This is a genomic window from Nocardia nepalensis (assembly GCF_048910785.1).
Taxonomy (GTDB): Bacteria; Actinomycetota; Actinomycetes; order Mycobacteriales; family Mycobacteriaceae; genus Nocardia; species Nocardia nepalensis.
In genome coordinates this window covers 185,235-200,445 of the sequence record NZ_JBKBET010000044.1, presented here as the reverse complement: position 1 = coordinate 200,445, position 15,211 = coordinate 185,235, and the positions used below count along the sequence as shown (strand labels likewise).

Below are 15,211 nucleotides of genomic sequence, written 5' to 3'. Positions count from 1 at the left end.
GGGTCTGTTGACGGTCGCGCTATTGCTAGGTCTGCCAACCGGATTCACCAGCGCCATTGGTCCCGCCGCCGCGACCTTCGTCGATCCCGAGGCATACCGGGCGGCGGCGCTGATCGGCAATCCGAATGGTCACCCCGGTGCGGGCCCGCATATCGAGTGGACCGGCGGCGGCTTGGCGCTCGGTCTGTTGTCCACCGCCCTGGCTGTACTCATGGCATTCGCAGCGCTGCATTTCGGCACTCTGCGCGCACGCGGAAGGCCGCCGATTCGGCCGTGGTGGTTACCGAATTGCATCGGTTACACAGCGGGCATGTCGGCGACTATGCCGCCTGGCTGGTCTTCGGCACGGCTGCCGTCGCCGGACTGGTCGGCAGCGGTTGGCTGTACTGATGTGGTCGAGTACGGGGGCGTACCGACGTCGTCAGCTGGTGGGCTGGTGTGGTCGAGTGTTGGGGGCGTGGCGGCGTGGTCAGCTGGTGGGCTGGTGTGGTCGAGTGTTGGGGGCGTGGCGGCGTGGTCAGCTGGTGGGCTGGTGTGGTCGAGTGTTGGGGGTGTAGCGGCGTGGTCAGCCCTCGACAGCGCCGGGCAGCAGGCGGGGGAGCACGGTCGACCCCGCGGTGGCCGCGGCGGCGGAGGTGTTGGCGATGGTCCAGCCGACGGGACCCAGTGGCGTGCAGCCGAAATAGGCGGATAGACCGGGAACCATGACCACCGTGCCGAGTACCGCGCCGCTGGCCGCGGTGGTGAGCCAGACCAGGGGACTGCGGTATCCGGCGATGAGCGTCTGCCCGAGTTGGGTACCGATGAGCGCGACCAACCCGATGGTGGCCGCCCGCCGCCGCGTCCCGGTGTAGCGGCCGATGGTCCAGGCGGTGCACGCGCCAGCCGCCGTGGCGATGCCGCGTACCGCGATGGTGTGGGTCAGATCGGAACCCAAGTGGGCAGCGGGGATTTCGGCCAGCTGCCGCGCACGCTGCTCGGCGCCGTGCTCCGCGTCGTGCGGGTCCGGGCTGTCGCGATCCGGCGAAAGGGCCAGGGCCAGTGCGGGAAACATGTCGGTGAGCATGTTGACCAGCAGGAACTGCCTGGTGCCCAGCGGCGCCCGCCCACCGACCACGGTGCCGTAGATGGTGAACGCGATCTCCCCGGCATTCCCGCCGACCAGCACGCCGACGGCCTCGTTGATGCGCTGCCACATACCGCGCCCCTCCACCAGCGCGTGCAACAGCGCCAGCGGATCCGGCTCGGTGAGCACCAGATCGGCCGCATTGCGCGCGGCCGCGGATCCGCGTGCGGCCAAACCGATTCCGATATCGGCGCTGCGAATGGCGGCGGCGTCATTGCTGCCGTCGCCGGTCATGCCGACCACATGTCCGTTGCGGCGCAGTGCGGCGACAATGCGCACCTTCTGCTCCGGATCGACCCTGGCGAAGACGGTGCTGCGTTCGATGAGCTCGGCCTGTCCGGTGTCGTCGAGGCGATCCAGATCGGCGCCGGTGGTGACGGTATCCACGGCGATGCCCAGTTGTCGGGCCACCGCCGCCGCCGTGACCGGATGGTCGCCGGTGATCATGCGCACGCCGATATCGTTGTCCTGCAAGGCCGTCACCAGCGGCAGTGTCTGGGGCCGCGGGGTATCGGCGATGCCGAGGAAGCCGAGCAGGGTGAGTTCGTGGACCGCGTGTTCGACATCATCGGGTTCGCGGGACAGGTCGCGGCGGGCCACGACCAGCACGCGCAGGCCCTCTTCGGCGAGCTCATCGATGACCTGCTGTGCGCGCTTGCGCACCTGCTGCGAGAACGGTTCCGCGGCCGGCGTTCTGGTGCAGCGGGGGAGTACCACTTCGGGTGCGCCCTTGACGATCAGGCGCAGTTTGCGCGTCGTCTGGCCCAGCGTCGCGGCATAGCCACGGTTGGACTCGAACGGAACCTCGTCGATCGGATCCCAACGATCCCCGTCGTCGCCCAGGATTTCGGCGGCGTCCAGCACGGCGCGGTCGGTGGCGTGCATTACCGGTCCGTCGTCCGGATCCGGGCAGGCGCGGGCGGCGGCGCGCAGCAGGCGGCGCGCGTCGTCTGAGTTGTCGTCGGGTTGCCACCGTTGGTCCAGATCGGCCAGCATGGTCAGCCGCAGCCGACCCTCGGTGAGTGTGCCGGTCTTGTCGAAACACAGGGTGTCGACGCGGCCGAGCGCCTCGACGGTGCGGCTGGCCCGGACCAGCACGCCGTAGCGCGACAGCCGGCGCGCGGCCGCCCGCTGCGCAACGGTGGCGACCAAGGGCAGCCCCTCCGGCACCGCGGCCACCGCGACCGCGACGCCGTCGGCGATCGCGGCGCGCAGCACCCGCCCGCGCAGCGCGCCGAGTGCGGTGACCACCGCGCCGCCCGAGAGGGTGAGCGGCAGCGCGCGATCGGTGAGTTGGCGCAGCTGGGCCTGCACGCCGCCCTTATCCGGCGGGACCGCGCCCGCGGCGGCGCGACCGGCCTGGGTTCCGGCGCCGACGGCGACCACGACGGCCAGGCCGGTGCCGTTCACCACGGTGCTGCCCTCGAAGATCATGCAGGTGCGTTCACCGAGCGCCGCGCCGGGCGTGCCCGCGAGCTGCTTCTCGACCGTCACCGATTCGCCCGTCAGACCGGATTCGTCCATTTCCAATTCGTCGGCGCGCAGCAGTCGCGCATCGGCGGGCACCACATCGCCCGCGTGCACGGCCAGCACGTCGCCGATGGCGAGACGGGCCGCGGGCACCGAGATTTCGGCCGGTTCGGTCTCCCGCACATCCGCACGGTCGACCACTTGGCCGGTGAGCTGTTCGCCCGCGAGCAGATCCTGCAGTTCGCTCTCGGCGCGCTGGCGCTGCAGGGCCGAGACCACCGCGTTCACGGTGAGCACGGAGGCGAGCAGTACGGCATCGGACGGTGCGCCGAGGATCGCGGTGGCGACGGCGCCGACACTGAGGATCGGCGTCAGCGGATCGTCCAGCTCATGGCGCAGGTGGCGGGCGAACGATGTGACCGGCGCGAAAGTCGTTGCGATCACGCCCCGTTCGGCTCGGGTCGGCGTGGTCCGCTGGTGGATCGGCGGCGGTTTCGGGAGACGATCGAGTACTTCGCCGGATTCCAGTGCGTGCCAAGGCAATAGAGGTGCCAGAGCGGCGGGCGGTGCGCTCTTGACCGCTCGAACGCCGCTGTACGCCCCGGTCACCAGGCCGGTCCACTGTGCGGCGAGCATCGGCGTGGTACGGGTGTTTCGGGTCGGCGCGACGGCGAGCAGCAGCCCGCCGAGTGCGCACGCCGACAGGGCCAGGGTGCGGCCGCGTTCGCTGACCTGACGGGCGGGACCGACCGCGGCCAGGATCCGCTGCACCTGATCCAGATCGCGGCAGAGCGCGTCGGCGGCCCACGATGGTTCGCCGTGGTCGGGACTCGACAATCCGATCGCCACATCGGCTCGGGCCAATGCCTTGTGCGTGCGCGGGCTCAGCACCGCGACCACATGGCCGTCCTGCTGCAGGCGCTGCACGAGTTTACTGGTCGACGCCGCCGCCGAGACGAATTCATCAGCGAGCGAACGCAATTCGGCCGCATCCTCATGGGCGGTGAGAATCACCCGCAACCCGGCTCGCCGCGCCGAGGTCAGCACATCGTGCGCGCTCGGGTCGAGTTCGCGCCCGACCAGTACCCGCCCGACCGTGCGGTCGCCGTCGCGCAGATCACGCCAGACCGGACGGACCGTCGCGCCGGTATCAGGCGTCCCGGTCTTCGGATGGACCAGCCGTGGCGATCCTTCTTCTTCCTCGACAGCAGCGGACTCCGCCGCCCACAACAGTCGCTGCGCCGCGCTCCAGACCTGCGCGGCCGACCATTCGTCATCGGCCGATTCCGCGTCGAGCACCAGCCGACGTGGCGTGAGCAGCGCCTCGCCGTCGACGACCAGTGCGGTCAACCGGTCCAATCTGCGCCATGCGCCCCGATGCAGGGTCAGCACACCCGCCCGCGCGAGGACGGTGGACACCGTGGCGGCATATGCCTCACGGCAGGCCCGCGCCGCCTTCGGTGCGCCGAGCCCGAGAGCGTCGGCCGCATCGCTGAGTCGGCCGAGACTGAGCAGCCCCGCGGTGCCGACAAGTGATCCGGCGGCCGTCTCGTCCGCGACCCGCTCGATCGGTCCGCGCGGCAGCTCGGCCGGCCGGGTGTAGACCGGCAGCGGATCGGCGACGCCAGGGTATTCGCGTCGCACCAGATCGCCCTCCCAGCTGCGCCATTGCAGGCGCTGGGCGACTGCCTCGGTCAGCAGGAAGGTGCGCTGCGCGGCATCGGCCAGCAGATTCGCGCTCCCGTTGGCCGCATCCTCGCCGAATGCGGTTCCGGCCGCCATGACGACCGTCAGCACCGTATCGGTACGCGCGCGCCCCAGCCGCGATTCCAGCATGGCGCGCACGCGGGGCTGCGTATCGGTGAACGCCGCGATCGCCCGCACCGCGCGCATCGGAGCGCGCAGCGGTAGCGCCCAGGCGACCGTGGACACCGCGATCGCGCATACCTCGCTCGCCACCTGAATTCCGGCCGTCAGCAATGCTTCCCGATCCTCGGGGTACTCCTCGGCCCGACTCCAGTCCAGTTCGGCGACTTGGTTGGCCTTCTCGACCTCCTGGATGACAGCGAGCACTTCCGGCAGTCCGGCCGCGCCATCGCGCATGGTGGCGACCACTCGGCCGGTCACCGCATTGACGTGCGACCACCGGACGCCGCGGACGTGGCTGAGCCGTTCGTCCAATTTCCGGGCGACGGCCGCGCCGCGTTTGGTGCGCAGGCCGCGCACCTCGATCGTCGCTTGGTCGTCGTGTAGGGCCACCCGTCGGTTGGCTCGTTGCATATGTGGGTCGACCAGGTCCCGGAGATCGTCACTCAACTGGTTGTCCGGGCCGGGCGCCAAGACCTCCGCCCCGACCGAGGCGGTATCGACCACCGCCCCGGCGGCGTTCGTCACCGCCTCCACCGCATGCAACGGCACCTCGGCGAGCTGCACGCCCAACCCGACAGCCGTCGAAACCCCGGTGCGCACCGCACCGGTCACCGCCGCCGTCGACGCCTCGATCCACCACGGCGACAACGCAGATCTGCCCATATTCGGCAACTACCCGGCATAGGCGGTTGCAAACTGGCACCGAAAGTATCTGGCGGGAGGGCGCATAGGTCCGGATTGGCGGCCCCGCGAGCGGGTACGCGAACAGCGAAGTCGACGTTCGGAAGCAGTGCGGAGTTGCTGCGTCCAGCAGGGTCAGAGGCGCGGTCCGAACACAGCAACTCGGCGATCGGCGCCTCAATCTGGAAAGCGATTTGTCATGAGGTCGATAACCGCGGTACTCGCGCGGGGGGCCGAGGGCGGTGGAGCCGCATTGGACCAGGTCGCGGTGCTGACCGGCACCGCGATCGTCATCGCGGCCGGATTGTTGGTTGTGGCATATCTGCACCGCACCCGGCGGATCACCTGGCTGCGAACCGCGGCCGATCAGCTGGGACAGGTGGCCAACCGGCCCGGCTGGGTCGCGCTGCCGGTGGCGCTGTTCATCGCCACCATCCTCACCGCGCTGTTCGGTTTCATCTGGGATGTGAGCCTGCACATCGGCAGGGGCCGCGATACCGGGCCGCTGGCGAATCCGGCGCACTACTTCATCATGATCGGACTGTTCTTCCTGTTCATCGCCGGAATGCTGGCGATCGTGCTGCCGCTGGACGATAAGCCCGGTCCGGCCGCGATTCGGATCACCGGTGACTGGTACGCCCCGGTCGGCGGCGTGCTGATGGCGGGCGCTGGGCTATACGCCCTCATCGGATTCCCGCTCGACGACATCTGGCACCGGCTGTTCGGCCAAGACGTCACGCTGTGGGGTCCGACGCATCTGATGTTGATCGGCGGGGCCGGGTTGTCATTGGTCGCGGTGCTGCTGCTGGAGTTCGAAGGCCGCCTCGACCGGCCCGATCCGGATCGCGCCGACGGGCCACTGATGTGGCTGTTCCGCACCTTCGCCTTCGGCGGCCTGCTGATCGGACTCTCGGTGTACCAGGTCGAATTCGATTTCGGTGTCGAACAATTCCGCCTCGTCTTCCAACCGATGCTGATCGCGGCCGCGAGTACGATCGCGCTGATCTCGGCGCGCTATACGCTGGGTCGCGGCGGCGCGCTGGCGGCGGTGGTGTTCGCGATCTTCGTCCGGACCCTCGTCGCGGTGCTGGTCGGTCCGCTGCTCGGCGCCCCGCACAATGTCTTTCCGCTCTATCTCGGTATCGCCTTTGTCGTGGAGTTGATGGCGTTGTTGCCGGGGATCAGTCGGCCGGTGTGGTGGGGCGCGCTCACCGGACTCGTCGCGGCGACCTTCGGACTCTGGCTCGAATCACTGTGGGTCGCAAGGATGTTTGTGAATCCTTGGCCGCACGGCAATTGGCCGGAGCTGTTGACGATGGCGGTGCCGGTGGGTATCGCGGGCGGTGCGGTAGGCGTGCTGCTCGGCATGGTCCTGCGGGGCGAGGAGCTACCGCGTCCCGCGGTTCGGCGCGGCATCGTTGTCGCGGCGATGCTGATCGCGGCAGCCGCGACCGCGAATGGACTCCGCGTCGATGTTCCCGAAAATGCCTCCGCGACAGTCCAATTGCACAATTCGGCACCGGTAGACAGCGGCCGCATGGTGACCGCGGACGTCACACTGACACCGGTGGATCTGGTCGGCCCGGATCCGGAGTGGGTGCAGATTCTGTCCTGGCAGGGCGGCACCGGTTCGTCCAGCCCCGGACGCGGACTGGTGATCGATCAACTGCGTCGCGTGGGCCAGGGCCACTACATCAGTACGGAACCGGTTCCGGCATACGGCAATTGGAAGACGATCCTGCGGCTGCACGACGGACGAATGCTGACCGCACTGCCCATCTACATGCCGCACGACCGCGGCATCGGAGCGGCCGAAGTTCCGGCCCTCGACGAGTTCACCCGCCCCTTCGTCCCGGAAATCACTGTCCTGCAACGTGAACGCTCCTTCGACCACCCCGCATGGCTATACACCGTGGCATCGCTGGTCGTACTCATCTGCTCCCTGACACTCATCTGGGCGCTGTCCTGGGGCGCGGCCCGCATCGACCTCGCCTACCGGCGCGACGCACGCGCGGAATCGGCGCCCTCCACCGTGCCGAGGGCAACCCGCTGACCGCGGCTTGCTGGGGCGCCGCACGCCACGCACGAATTCGCCGGACGGAACATGCGCGGCGCGCGACAGCGGCCGAGCGGGCGGTCCCCGACCGATGGTGATCGGTGCAATGCCGGTGGGCGGGGCGTTAGCCTCGGAGTATGTGCCGAAATATCACTGCCCTGCGTGGGCTGGAGCCTGCGGCGACGCCGGAAGAAGTGCATGCTGCGGCATTGCAGTACGTGCGCAAGGTGGGCGGGTTGTCCAGCATTTCCGCAGCTACGCGGCCTGCGGTCGACGCCGCCGTCGCCGATATCGCGGCCGCGACCATGCGGCTGCTCGAACAACTGCCCGATCGCAAGGTTCCACCCAAGACCGTGCCGCCGCTGCGGCGGCCCGAGGTGCAGGCGCGCATCCACGCGCATTCACACGACTGACCACGCTGCTCTGAGCAGATCTGCTGAGGGCAGCGCGGCGAGATTTTCGGGGTGCGCGCCGGGCACGGTGGAGTCATGGCTCACGATGACAAGACACCGATGTTCAGTTGGCGCGCCAGGGAGCAGCTGCTCAGCAGGCGGATATTGGTGCTCGACGGCGCCCTCGACGACGATAACGGCACGCTGCTGATGACTCAGCTGCTCACATTGGCGGCCGAGGACGCCGAGTCCGGAATCTCGCTGTGGATCCATTCCCCGGGCGGTTCGGTGCCCGCGATGCTCGCCATTCGCGATGTGATGCGGCTGGTGCCGTGCGAGGTATCCACATTGGCGCTCGGATTGGCTTGCAGCGCAGGGCAATTCCTCTTGTCCTCGGGAACGCCGGGGCGGCGCTTCGCATTGCCGCACGCACGGGTGCTGATGCATCAGGGGTCGGCCGGAATCGGCGGCAGTGCCGTCGATGTCGAGGTGCAGGCCGATGACCTGCGCTACACCGTGGAGACCGTGCTCGGCATCATCGCCGGGGACACCGGGCAGCCCTACGACCGCATCTACGACGATTCGCTGCACGACCGCTGGTTCAGCGCGACGCAGGCCAAGGAGTACGGCTTCATCGACCACATCGTGGACTCGTTCGGGCAGATCGTGCCCCAGCGCCAGCGGATCGGAATCTCGGCATGACCTACACCATTCCCAATGTGATCGCCCAGCATCCGCGCGGCGGCGAGCGTATCACCGATATCTACTCGCACCTGCTGGCCGAGCGGATCGTCTACCTCGGCACCCCGATCGACTCCGGCGTGGCCAATGCGCTCATCGCGCAGCTGCTGCATCTGGAGTCGGAGAGTCCGGAACAGGACATCAACCTCTACATCAACTGCGAGGGCGGCGACCTGTCCGCGATGCTCGCGATCTACGACACCATGCAGTTCATCAAGGCTCCGGTGCTCACGACCTGTGTCGGCCAGGCCATCGCGGTCGGGGCGGTCCTGCTGGCCGGCGGCGCACCCGGTCGCCGATCCCTGCTGCCACACGCCCGCGTGGTTCTGCATCAGCCCGCCGCCCGCGGCCAGGGCGCGATTCCCGACCTGATTCTGCAGGCCGACGAGCTGGTGCGGATGCGCGCCGAGATCGAGTCGATCCTGGCTCGACACACCGGGCAAACGGCGGAGCGACTGCGTCACGACACCGACCGCGATCGCGTATTCACCGCGCAGGCGGCCGTCGACTACGGCCTCGTCGACAACGTACTGGGCTCACGCGCGGACTAGTGCCGCCTTTGGGGCCGGGCAGTTCCGGCGAGCGTAGTCGAATGGTGGTCGGACACGCCGCATCCGACCGCCATATCACTCCGCTCGGTGAGCAGCCGGAGTGGGAAGGGCGGCGCCGGGGACTAGGGCTGCATCCGGGCGGCGCGCGGCTGTCGCGTCGGTAGCACGCGGCGGGCTGTCCAGGTGACGGCCGCGCCGACGGTCGCACCCAGCAGCCAGCCGACGAGGACATCGGTCGGCCAGTGTGCGCCGAGGTACACCATGCACCCGCCGATGAACACCACCGCCGCGGCGAGTGCCGTACCCGCGGCGCGACGGGTGCGGGCCGATTCCCAGTTCACGGCCAGGAATACGGCCATCGCCAATGCCGAGGTGGCGGCCGCGTGGGTCGACGGCATCGCCCAGCCCTGGATCTCGGGCCACACCGTCAGGTCTCCCCTCGGGCGCGGTCGTCCGATCGCCAGCTTCAAGTTGTGCGCGATGACGTCGGCGAGCACCAGACTGGCGGCCGCGGCTCCGCCGACGCGCCAACTCCTGGTCACGACCACGGCCGCCATCCCGGCGAGCGCGAGCAACCCGAGCACCTCGATGCCGACTCCGGCATCGCCGAGCACCCGGATCGCCCGCGTCAACGCATCCTGGCGCGTCTCGGCGACGACGCGCATGATGCTCTCGTCGAATCCCACTGTGACTACCGGCGACTCGATGAGTTCGGTACTCAGGCCGCCAGCACCATGAGAGTGGGTGTGGCGCTGGCGCGCGGTGCGGACTGCCGGGCGAAGGCGGGACGACGGTATGCGCGCAATTCGTCGGCCACCTGTGCGGTCAGATCGAAGAGGGTGGTGCCGAGCGCTCCCGCCAGGGCCGCGATCATCTCACTCGACGGCTCCTTGCGTCCGCGCTCCACCTCGGAGAGGTATTGCGGCGAAATGCCGGCTCGCCCAGCGGTTTCGACAAGCGTCTCGCGCTGCTCCTGCCGCAGCGTGCGCAGCCGTTCGCCGAGCACCTCACGCCACAGTGGTTCGGCGTGCCTCGGCTGGTCGTCGCGTCCGCCCGGGATCGAGTGCAGTCTCGGATGCTCGGTCATATCCAGAGCGTACGACCGCGACCACCGATCCGGTCGATCATTACGCTCTGGGCGTACAAACCGCGAAGGCCCCATGTCCGAACGGACACAGGGTCTTTCGCGTCGAATCGAGATCAGGGCAGCGGGATCCACTGGCCGAACAGCCAGAATCCGTGTCCCGCGGGTTGCGGAGCGGGCCGCTGCTGGTCCTGATGCTGATCCGGCCGCTGCTGTCCCTGGTGCTCATCACGCTGCTGATCGTGTCCCTGCTGCTGCTCGGCGGCCGGGCGCTGATCAGGTCCCGGATCCGCGCTCGCAACGCCGGCGCCGACACCGAACAGACCAACCAGCACACCGCCCGCGATCGCACCCTTCGCCAGCTTCGACTTGATCTTCATCCACGTTCCTCCTGTTGTCGGGTCTCGATCCGAGACCATCGAGCCGTTCGAACCGGACCGACAGGACAATCGTGGAGGCTCGATATTTGCGCACCCTAGCTCGTGGCTGTGAGTTGGCTGGGCGGCCATATCGGCAGGCTCGGCCGCCGGGCGCGCCACGCGATAACTACGCCGCGAGCCGTTCGCAGACGCGATAGGTGGTCATGATGTTGAGGCGGTGCAGGTTTCGGCAGAGCTCGAGGAATCCCTGCTCGGCCAGCTCGAACGGCACCTCGTATTCGCTCAGGGCAGCGGCGAATTCGGGATCGAGTGCGGTGGCCCACGGATCGGTGCACAGCGCGTACGTCTCGTCGAGGGTGCGGCCCGCGGCGAAGGCGGCCGATACCTCGTCGCGGAGGCGTTCGAGGTAGTCGATGAGGGCGGTGATCGAGCGTCGGCCGCGTCCCATCGGCCCGTGGCCGGGGACGATCGTCGCCAATTCGGGTAGGGCGGTCTGCATGGCGCGCAGCGAGGCGATATAGGGCTCGGGTCCACCCTGCAACAGCATGTGCGCGGATCCCGCGCCGGTCAGGAAGTTTCCGGTCCAGGCGGTGCGCTGCGACGGCACGTAGACGATGATGTCGCCGGGGCCGTTGCCTGGACCGAAGTGATGCAACTCCACCGTTCGGCCGCCGAGGTCGATCTCCATCGTTGACTCGAAGGTCAGATCCGGCAGCCGCCAGCGGGTCACCTCGCCGAACAGTTGCTCGTCGCCGTACATATTGCGGGCGCGGATGTCCTTCTCGTAGCCGAGGTCGTGCATATTGTCGCGGTTGGCGCGAGAGGTGATGACGGTGAGGTCGTCGAAGGCGGCATTCCCGAACGTGTGATCGCCGTGGTAGGTGGTGTTCACCAGATAGCGCAGCGGAGCGTCGGTGAGATCGGTTGCCAGACTGCGGATCTGGGCACCGACGGTCGGGGTGATACCCGCATCGATGATCAGTGCGGCCCGGTCGCCGAAGATGACGCCGTTGTTGTCCTTCGGCGGCACATTGGCCATGAGCGCGATAACGCCCTCGCCGATCGGGCGCGGGATCAACCGCAACCCGGTAGGGCTCAGATTCGGTCCGGTATAGCCCGCCGGGCGTTCCGAAATCTCTTTGGACAGTAGATGTTTCGACATCAGCGTGATCCTCACGATGAACGACTGCTTGTTGGTCGACGAGCTCGATATTAATCGATCGATCGATTATTAACTAGCCCAGGCGGTGATCGTTTAACCTGAGCGCATGACCGTGACCCCGCCGCGTCGCGTCGGCCGCCCGCGCAAGGACGAGGCGGGTGACACTCGTGCGGCATTGCTGGCCGCCGCGCTGGATCTGTTCGTCGAGCACGGCTACGCCGCCACTTCGGTGCGGATGATCGCGCGCGCCGCGGGTTTGTCCGATGGTGGTCTCTACGCGCACTTCGCCAATAAGGAGGCGATCTACCAGGAGTTGACCGCCCAGGCCGGTGTCGGCGCGGTGGACGCCGTGATCGCCGAAATGCTCCCGGACCCCGATGCGGTACCGGATGATCCGCGCGCCTTCCTGATCGAAATCGTCGACCGGATACTGGCCACCTTCGACACCGACACGTCCCGCAAGTTCACCAAATTGCTGCTGCGCCAGGAAATTCCGAATGATCCCCGGCTGGTCACCGATATGATCGGCAAAGGTGCCGCGGCCCTCGCGCCGTACTTCCCGATCTGGGCCGAGCGCGGACAGTTGACCGAAACGGTAGCCGACCGACTGCGCGGGGGTGCGCTGACCGGCGACAGCCTGATGTGGGAGTTGCTGGCCCCCTTGGGTTTTGTGCGATTGGTCTACCTGCACGGCACACCCGCCGCCCGTGCGGAAGGCCGTCACCGCGCCCACGACCACCTGAACTTCTTCCTCGATTCCGTGTTAGGCCGATAGCGCTGACGTTTGGTCCAGCCAGGTGGACCAAGGGCCCTCGACGCTTGTCGATCATGGGCTCATGCTGAACAAGGGCCCTGCTGGCGAACGCGGGGCGAACTTCGCCCCGGAGGAAGGAGCAAGCAATGACCATCCGGAAGGTGACCGTCCTCGGGACCGGAGTGCTGGGTTCGCAGATCGCGTTCCAGACCGCGTTCCGCGGATTCGACGTCACCGCCTACGACATCAGCGACGAAGCCCTGGCCGGTGCCCGCGACCGCTTGGCGGCGCTGGCGGCGACCTATCGGGATGAGGTGCCCGGCGCCGATGACGGCAAGGCCGAGGAGACCGCGGCGGGCATCGCACTGACCACCGATCTCGCCGCGGCGGTGCGGGACGCCGATCTGGTGATCGAGGCGGTGCCGGAGGTGCTCACCATCAAGGAGCAGACCTACCAGCAGCTGGGCGAACTCGCGCCGGAGAAGACGATCTTCGCCACCAACTCCTCCACTCTGCTGCCCAGCGATATGAAGGATTTCACCGGTCGTCCGGACAGGTTCCTCGCGCTGCACTTCGCGAATCAGGTGTGGAAGTACAACACCGCCGAGGTAATGGGCACCCCCGAGACCGATCCGAACGTGCACCGAGCCGTGGTCGATTTCGCCGCCGCGATCGGTATGGAGCCGATCGAATTGCACAAGGAAAAGGCCGGCTACGTTCTCAATTCGCTGCTCGTGCCGCTGCTCAACGCGGCCATGTCCTTGAGCGCGGGCGGCTTCGCCGAACCGGAGGCGGTCGACAAGACCTGGCGGATCGGCACCGGCGCGCCATACGGGCCATTCCAGATTCTCGATGTCATCGGCCTCACCACCCCTTACAACATCCTCGTCAGCGGCGGTGCGGAAGGGCAGCAGCTCGCGGCCTGGCTCAAGACCAATTACATCGACAAGGGCAAGCTCGGCATCGCCACCGGCGAGGGCTTCTACAAGTACTCCGCATAGCGCCGCCTGGCGTGGACAGCGTGGCACGCAATGGGTTTCGGCTATCTGCACTAGCCGAAAGCGAGGTCCGGCGCCGGAGGGCGAACTAAACTCGGCTCGTGGGGCAGGACTCGTCGACGAAGAATGACGAGGTGCGGTCGAAGCTGCTGCGCCTCGGGGTAATCGGTGGCGTCGCGGTGGTGGCCGTGGTGGTTGTGATCGTGGCATTCGTCGTCGGCTTCGACGACGGCAACTCGACAAGTAGCGCCGCCCCGGTCGACCGCCCCGGCGATACGACGCCGGTGGCCGCGGTGTGGGCGGTGCCGAAAGTCTTTCTGGGCGAATGGAAGGGCGTCGTCACCGATGGTCGTGCCGCGCATGACCTCGTGCTGACCATCAAGTCCGGTAAGAATGCCGAGGAGGTCGCCACCTCGTCGGATATCGATCAGAACTCCGGTAACCGCTGCGATCGCATCGGACGCATGATCAGCGGCACCGAAACCGAACTCGTGTTCGCCGCGCGACTGACCGGCGGCGTCGGCTGCGAAGAAGGCATATCGACGGTCGAGCTGCGACCGGATGGCACCGTCACCTACCACGCGGGTCAGGGCGGTGCCATTACCGGCACGCTGCGAAAGAGCTAGCGGCTCAACACCTTTTCGGGGACGTCCGCTTCGGCGAACCAAGTCCGGTAGAAGGTATATGCCAGTGCGGCGAAGATGCCGAGGAGCGCGACGCCGAACGGGAACGGATGGTTCGCCATCGGCAGTGCGAGGTAGCGCACGCACAGGAGCACGCCCGCGAAGGTCGCGATACCGAAGGCAACCACCCGCGCGCGACCGCGGTCCCAACCCCGATCCGGATCGCGCAGAACGGATTCGACCGTCAGGCACAGTGCCGCGCCCGCCACGAGGTCGACACCGTAGTGTGCGCCGAGGCCGAGCGTCGCGATCAGGGTGCAGACCAGCCAGAACGCACCACCCGAGCGCAACCAGGCCGGACCGCGCCGGGAATGGATGAACAGCGACAGCGCCCACGCGGTATGCAGTGACGGCATGCAGTTACGCGGGGTGATCCCGTCGAACGGCATCGATTCGACCGAGGACGGCAGTGCCGGAACGATATTCGGCCAGACATCGGCGAGTTCGAAGCCATGGCCCTCCGGCCCGAACGCCAGCACCGGCCCCGCCACCGGAAAGACCACATAGAACAGCGGGCCGACCACCCCCAGCGTGAGGAATGTCCGCACCAGGTAGTGCCGCGGCCACGCACCGATCGTCACATTGCGCAGCTGCCAGGCGGCGACCACGATGGCCGCGACCGGCAGCTCGAAATACACCCACCGCACCACACCCAACGGCACCGGCCCCGCCGCGTCCAGCGCCGCCCCGACCAGCCACGACGGATTCCCGAGCGCGTGATCGGCGAGTTCCGCATAGGGATCGAGCACCATCGGGCAGGCCCACGCGGTGATGTCCAACCAGATCTCGCCGACCTTGGTCGCCAGTATCAGCAGCGCACCGAGCGCAATGGTCCGCAGCGCGGTTTCGCGCCGCGCGCCGGTCCACCGCACCGCGGCGATCACCGCCAGCGCGGTCAGCACAATGGTCGGACCATTGCCGACGGTGAAGGCCCGCCCCTCGATCGCCCGAATGATCACAAAGATCACGTCTATGCCGATCGCGGCCGCCAAGGCGCGCACCCGCACCGGCCCCGACACCCCGATCAACGCCAGCAAGAACCCGGCCCACGGCGTGGTCGCAGACTTGGGCCGCCCTACATAGTCCCAGGAAAGGCTGGTCAGCGGCCCGAGCGCATCGATATGCACGGCCATGAGCTGTCCGGCAATGAGCACCAGAACCGCGCCCGCGATGCTGCCCCAGACCAACCGAGTTCGAAACCGACGCGCAACGCCCACTCCCTCGCCAGGTGGACTCGAACTTCCTTGCGCGTCGATCAGCATTC

At 67.9% G+C, this 15,211-nt stretch carries 13 protein-coding genes; 7 read left to right on the top strand and 6 right to left on the bottom strand.

Translation table 11 applies throughout. The features are described from left to right. Positions 1-565 precede the first annotated feature (565 nt). Positions 566-5,128 (bottom strand): cation-translocating P-type ATPase, encoded by a 4,563-nt coding sequence (locus ACHQ4I_RS42600; RefSeq protein ID WP_420777629.1) that lies wholly within the window; start codon positions 5,126-5,128, stop codon positions 566-568. A gap of 217 nt (positions 5,129-5,345) precedes the next feature. On the opposite strand from ACHQ4I_RS42600, the gene ACHQ4I_RS42595 reads away from it, so the two are divergent. The 4 genes from ACHQ4I_RS42595 (at position 5,346) to ACHQ4I_RS42580 (ending at position 8,886) form a co-directional block, all read left to right on the top strand. Beyond that, positions 5,346-7,199 (top strand): hypothetical protein, encoded by a 1,854-nt coding sequence (locus tag ACHQ4I_RS42595; RefSeq protein ID WP_420777628.1) that lies wholly within the window; start codon positions 5,346-5,348, stop codon positions 7,197-7,199. Positions 7,200-7,339: 140 nt separating this feature from the next. Beyond that, positions 7,340-7,615: a DUF2277 domain-containing protein gene (locus tag ACHQ4I_RS42590; RefSeq protein WP_062987807.1), complete on the top strand. Its 276-nt coding sequence runs from the start codon at positions 7,340-7,342 to the stop codon at positions 7,613-7,615. 75 nt (positions 7,616-7,690) lie between these two features. Then, the gene (locus tag ACHQ4I_RS42585) at positions 7,691-8,296 is read left to right on the top strand and encodes a ClpP family protease (protein WP_420777627.1); all 606 of its coding nucleotides are present in this window, start codon (positions 7,691-7,693) and stop codon (positions 8,294-8,296) included. Continuing rightward, entirely contained in the window at positions 8,293-8,886 is a 594-nt protein-coding gene (locus ACHQ4I_RS42580) for a ClpP family protease (protein WP_420777626.1), read from the top strand. Before ACHQ4I_RS42585 ends, ACHQ4I_RS42580 begins: the two co-directional genes overlap by 4 nt. A gap of 122 nt (positions 8,887-9,008) precedes the next feature. Here ACHQ4I_RS42580 and ACHQ4I_RS42575 read toward each other — a convergent pair whose 3' ends face one another. From ACHQ4I_RS42575 to ACHQ4I_RS42560, 4 genes are all read right to left on the bottom strand, one after another. Next, positions 9,009-9,572 (bottom strand): phosphatase PAP2 family protein, encoded by a 564-nt coding sequence (locus ACHQ4I_RS42575; RefSeq protein ID WP_420777625.1) that lies wholly within the window; start codon positions 9,570-9,572, stop codon positions 9,009-9,011. Positions 9,573-9,604: 32 nt separating this feature from the next. Beyond that, positions 9,605-9,973: a helix-turn-helix domain-containing protein gene (locus tag ACHQ4I_RS42570; RefSeq protein WP_420777624.1), complete on the bottom strand. Its 369-nt coding sequence runs from the start codon at positions 9,971-9,973 to the stop codon at positions 9,605-9,607. A gap of 113 nt (positions 9,974-10,086) precedes the next feature. Next, entirely contained in the window at positions 10,087-10,350 is a 264-nt protein-coding gene (locus ACHQ4I_RS42565) for a hypothetical protein (RefSeq protein ID WP_420777623.1), read from the bottom strand. A 166-nt stretch (positions 10,351-10,516) separates the two neighbouring features. Continuing rightward, positions 10,517-11,512, bottom strand: a complete 996-nt coding sequence (locus tag ACHQ4I_RS42560; protein ID WP_420777622.1) for an MBL fold metallo-hydrolase — start codon at positions 11,510-11,512, stop codon at positions 10,517-10,519. Between the two features lie 106 nt (positions 11,513-11,618). Here ACHQ4I_RS42560 and ACHQ4I_RS42555 point away from each other — a divergent pair, with 106 nt between their 5' ends. The 3 genes from ACHQ4I_RS42555 to ACHQ4I_RS42545 all read left to right on the top strand — a co-directional run bounded on the left by ACHQ4I_RS42555 (position 11,619) and on the right by ACHQ4I_RS42545 (position 13,890). Beyond that, positions 11,619-12,287: a TetR/AcrR family transcriptional regulator gene (locus ACHQ4I_RS42555; protein ID WP_420777621.1), complete on the top strand. Its 669-nt coding sequence runs from the start codon at positions 11,619-11,621 to the stop codon at positions 12,285-12,287. Between the two features lie 125 nt (positions 12,288-12,412). Next, on the top strand, positions 12,413-13,267 hold the full coding sequence (locus ACHQ4I_RS42550) for a 3-hydroxyacyl-CoA dehydrogenase (RefSeq protein ID WP_420777620.1): 855 nt from the start codon (positions 12,413-12,415) through the stop codon (positions 13,265-13,267). A gap of 98 nt (positions 13,268-13,365) precedes the next feature. Beyond that, on the top strand, positions 13,366-13,890 hold the full coding sequence (locus ACHQ4I_RS42545; protein ID WP_420777619.1) for a hypothetical protein: 525 nt from the start codon (positions 13,366-13,368) through the stop codon (positions 13,888-13,890). Here the strand turns inward: ACHQ4I_RS42545 and ACHQ4I_RS42540 are convergent. Beyond that, the gene (locus tag ACHQ4I_RS42540) at positions 13,887-15,209 is read right to left on the bottom strand and encodes a phosphatase PAP2 family protein (RefSeq protein ID WP_420777618.1); all 1,323 of its coding nucleotides are present in this window, start codon (positions 15,207-15,209) and stop codon (positions 13,887-13,889) included. The two genes, ACHQ4I_RS42545 and ACHQ4I_RS42540, sit on opposite strands and share 4 nt — an antisense overlap. Positions 15,210-15,211: the final 2 nt, after the last annotated feature.

What these genes read in the sequence shown, in the direction of transcription:
- ACHQ4I_RS42570 (WP_420777624.1), bottom strand. Translation starts at nt 9,973, where the DNA reads ATGACCGAGCATCCGAGACTGCACTCGATCCCGGGCGGACGCGACGAC.
- ACHQ4I_RS42550 (WP_420777620.1), top strand. Translation starts at nt 12,413, where the DNA reads ATGACCATCCGGAAGGTGACCGTCCTCGGGACCGGAGTGCTGGGTTCG.
- ACHQ4I_RS42540 (WP_420777618.1), bottom strand. Translation starts at nt 15,209, where the DNA reads ATGCTGATCGACGCGCAAGGAAGTTCGAGTCCACCTGGCGAGGGAGTG.
- ACHQ4I_RS42595 (WP_420777628.1), top strand. Translation starts at nt 5,346, where the DNA reads ATGAGGTCGATAACCGCGGTACTCGCGCGGGGGGCCGAGGGCGGTGGA.
- ACHQ4I_RS42560 (WP_420777622.1), bottom strand. Translation starts at nt 11,512, where the DNA reads ATGTCGAAACATCTACTGTCCAAAGAGATTTCGGAACGCCCGGCGGGC.
- ACHQ4I_RS42555 (WP_420777621.1), top strand. Translation starts at nt 11,619, where the DNA reads ATGACCGTGACCCCGCCGCGTCGCGTCGGCCGCCCGCGCAAGGACGAG.
- ACHQ4I_RS42585 (WP_420777627.1), top strand. Translation starts at nt 7,691, where the DNA reads ATGGCTCACGATGACAAGACACCGATGTTCAGTTGGCGCGCCAGGGAG.
- ACHQ4I_RS42600 (WP_420777629.1), bottom strand. Translation starts at nt 5,128, where the DNA reads ATGGGCAGATCTGCGTTGTCGCCGTGGTGGATCGAGGCGTCGACGGCG.
- ACHQ4I_RS42590 (WP_062987807.1), top strand. Translation starts at nt 7,340, where the DNA reads ATGTGCCGAAATATCACTGCCCTGCGTGGGCTGGAGCCTGCGGCGACG.
- ACHQ4I_RS42565 (WP_420777623.1), bottom strand. Translation starts at nt 10,350, where the DNA reads ATGAAGATCAAGTCGAAGCTGGCGAAGGGTGCGATCGCGGGCGGTGTG.
- ACHQ4I_RS42580 (WP_420777626.1), top strand. Translation starts at nt 8,293, where the DNA reads ATGACCTACACCATTCCCAATGTGATCGCCCAGCATCCGCGCGGCGGC.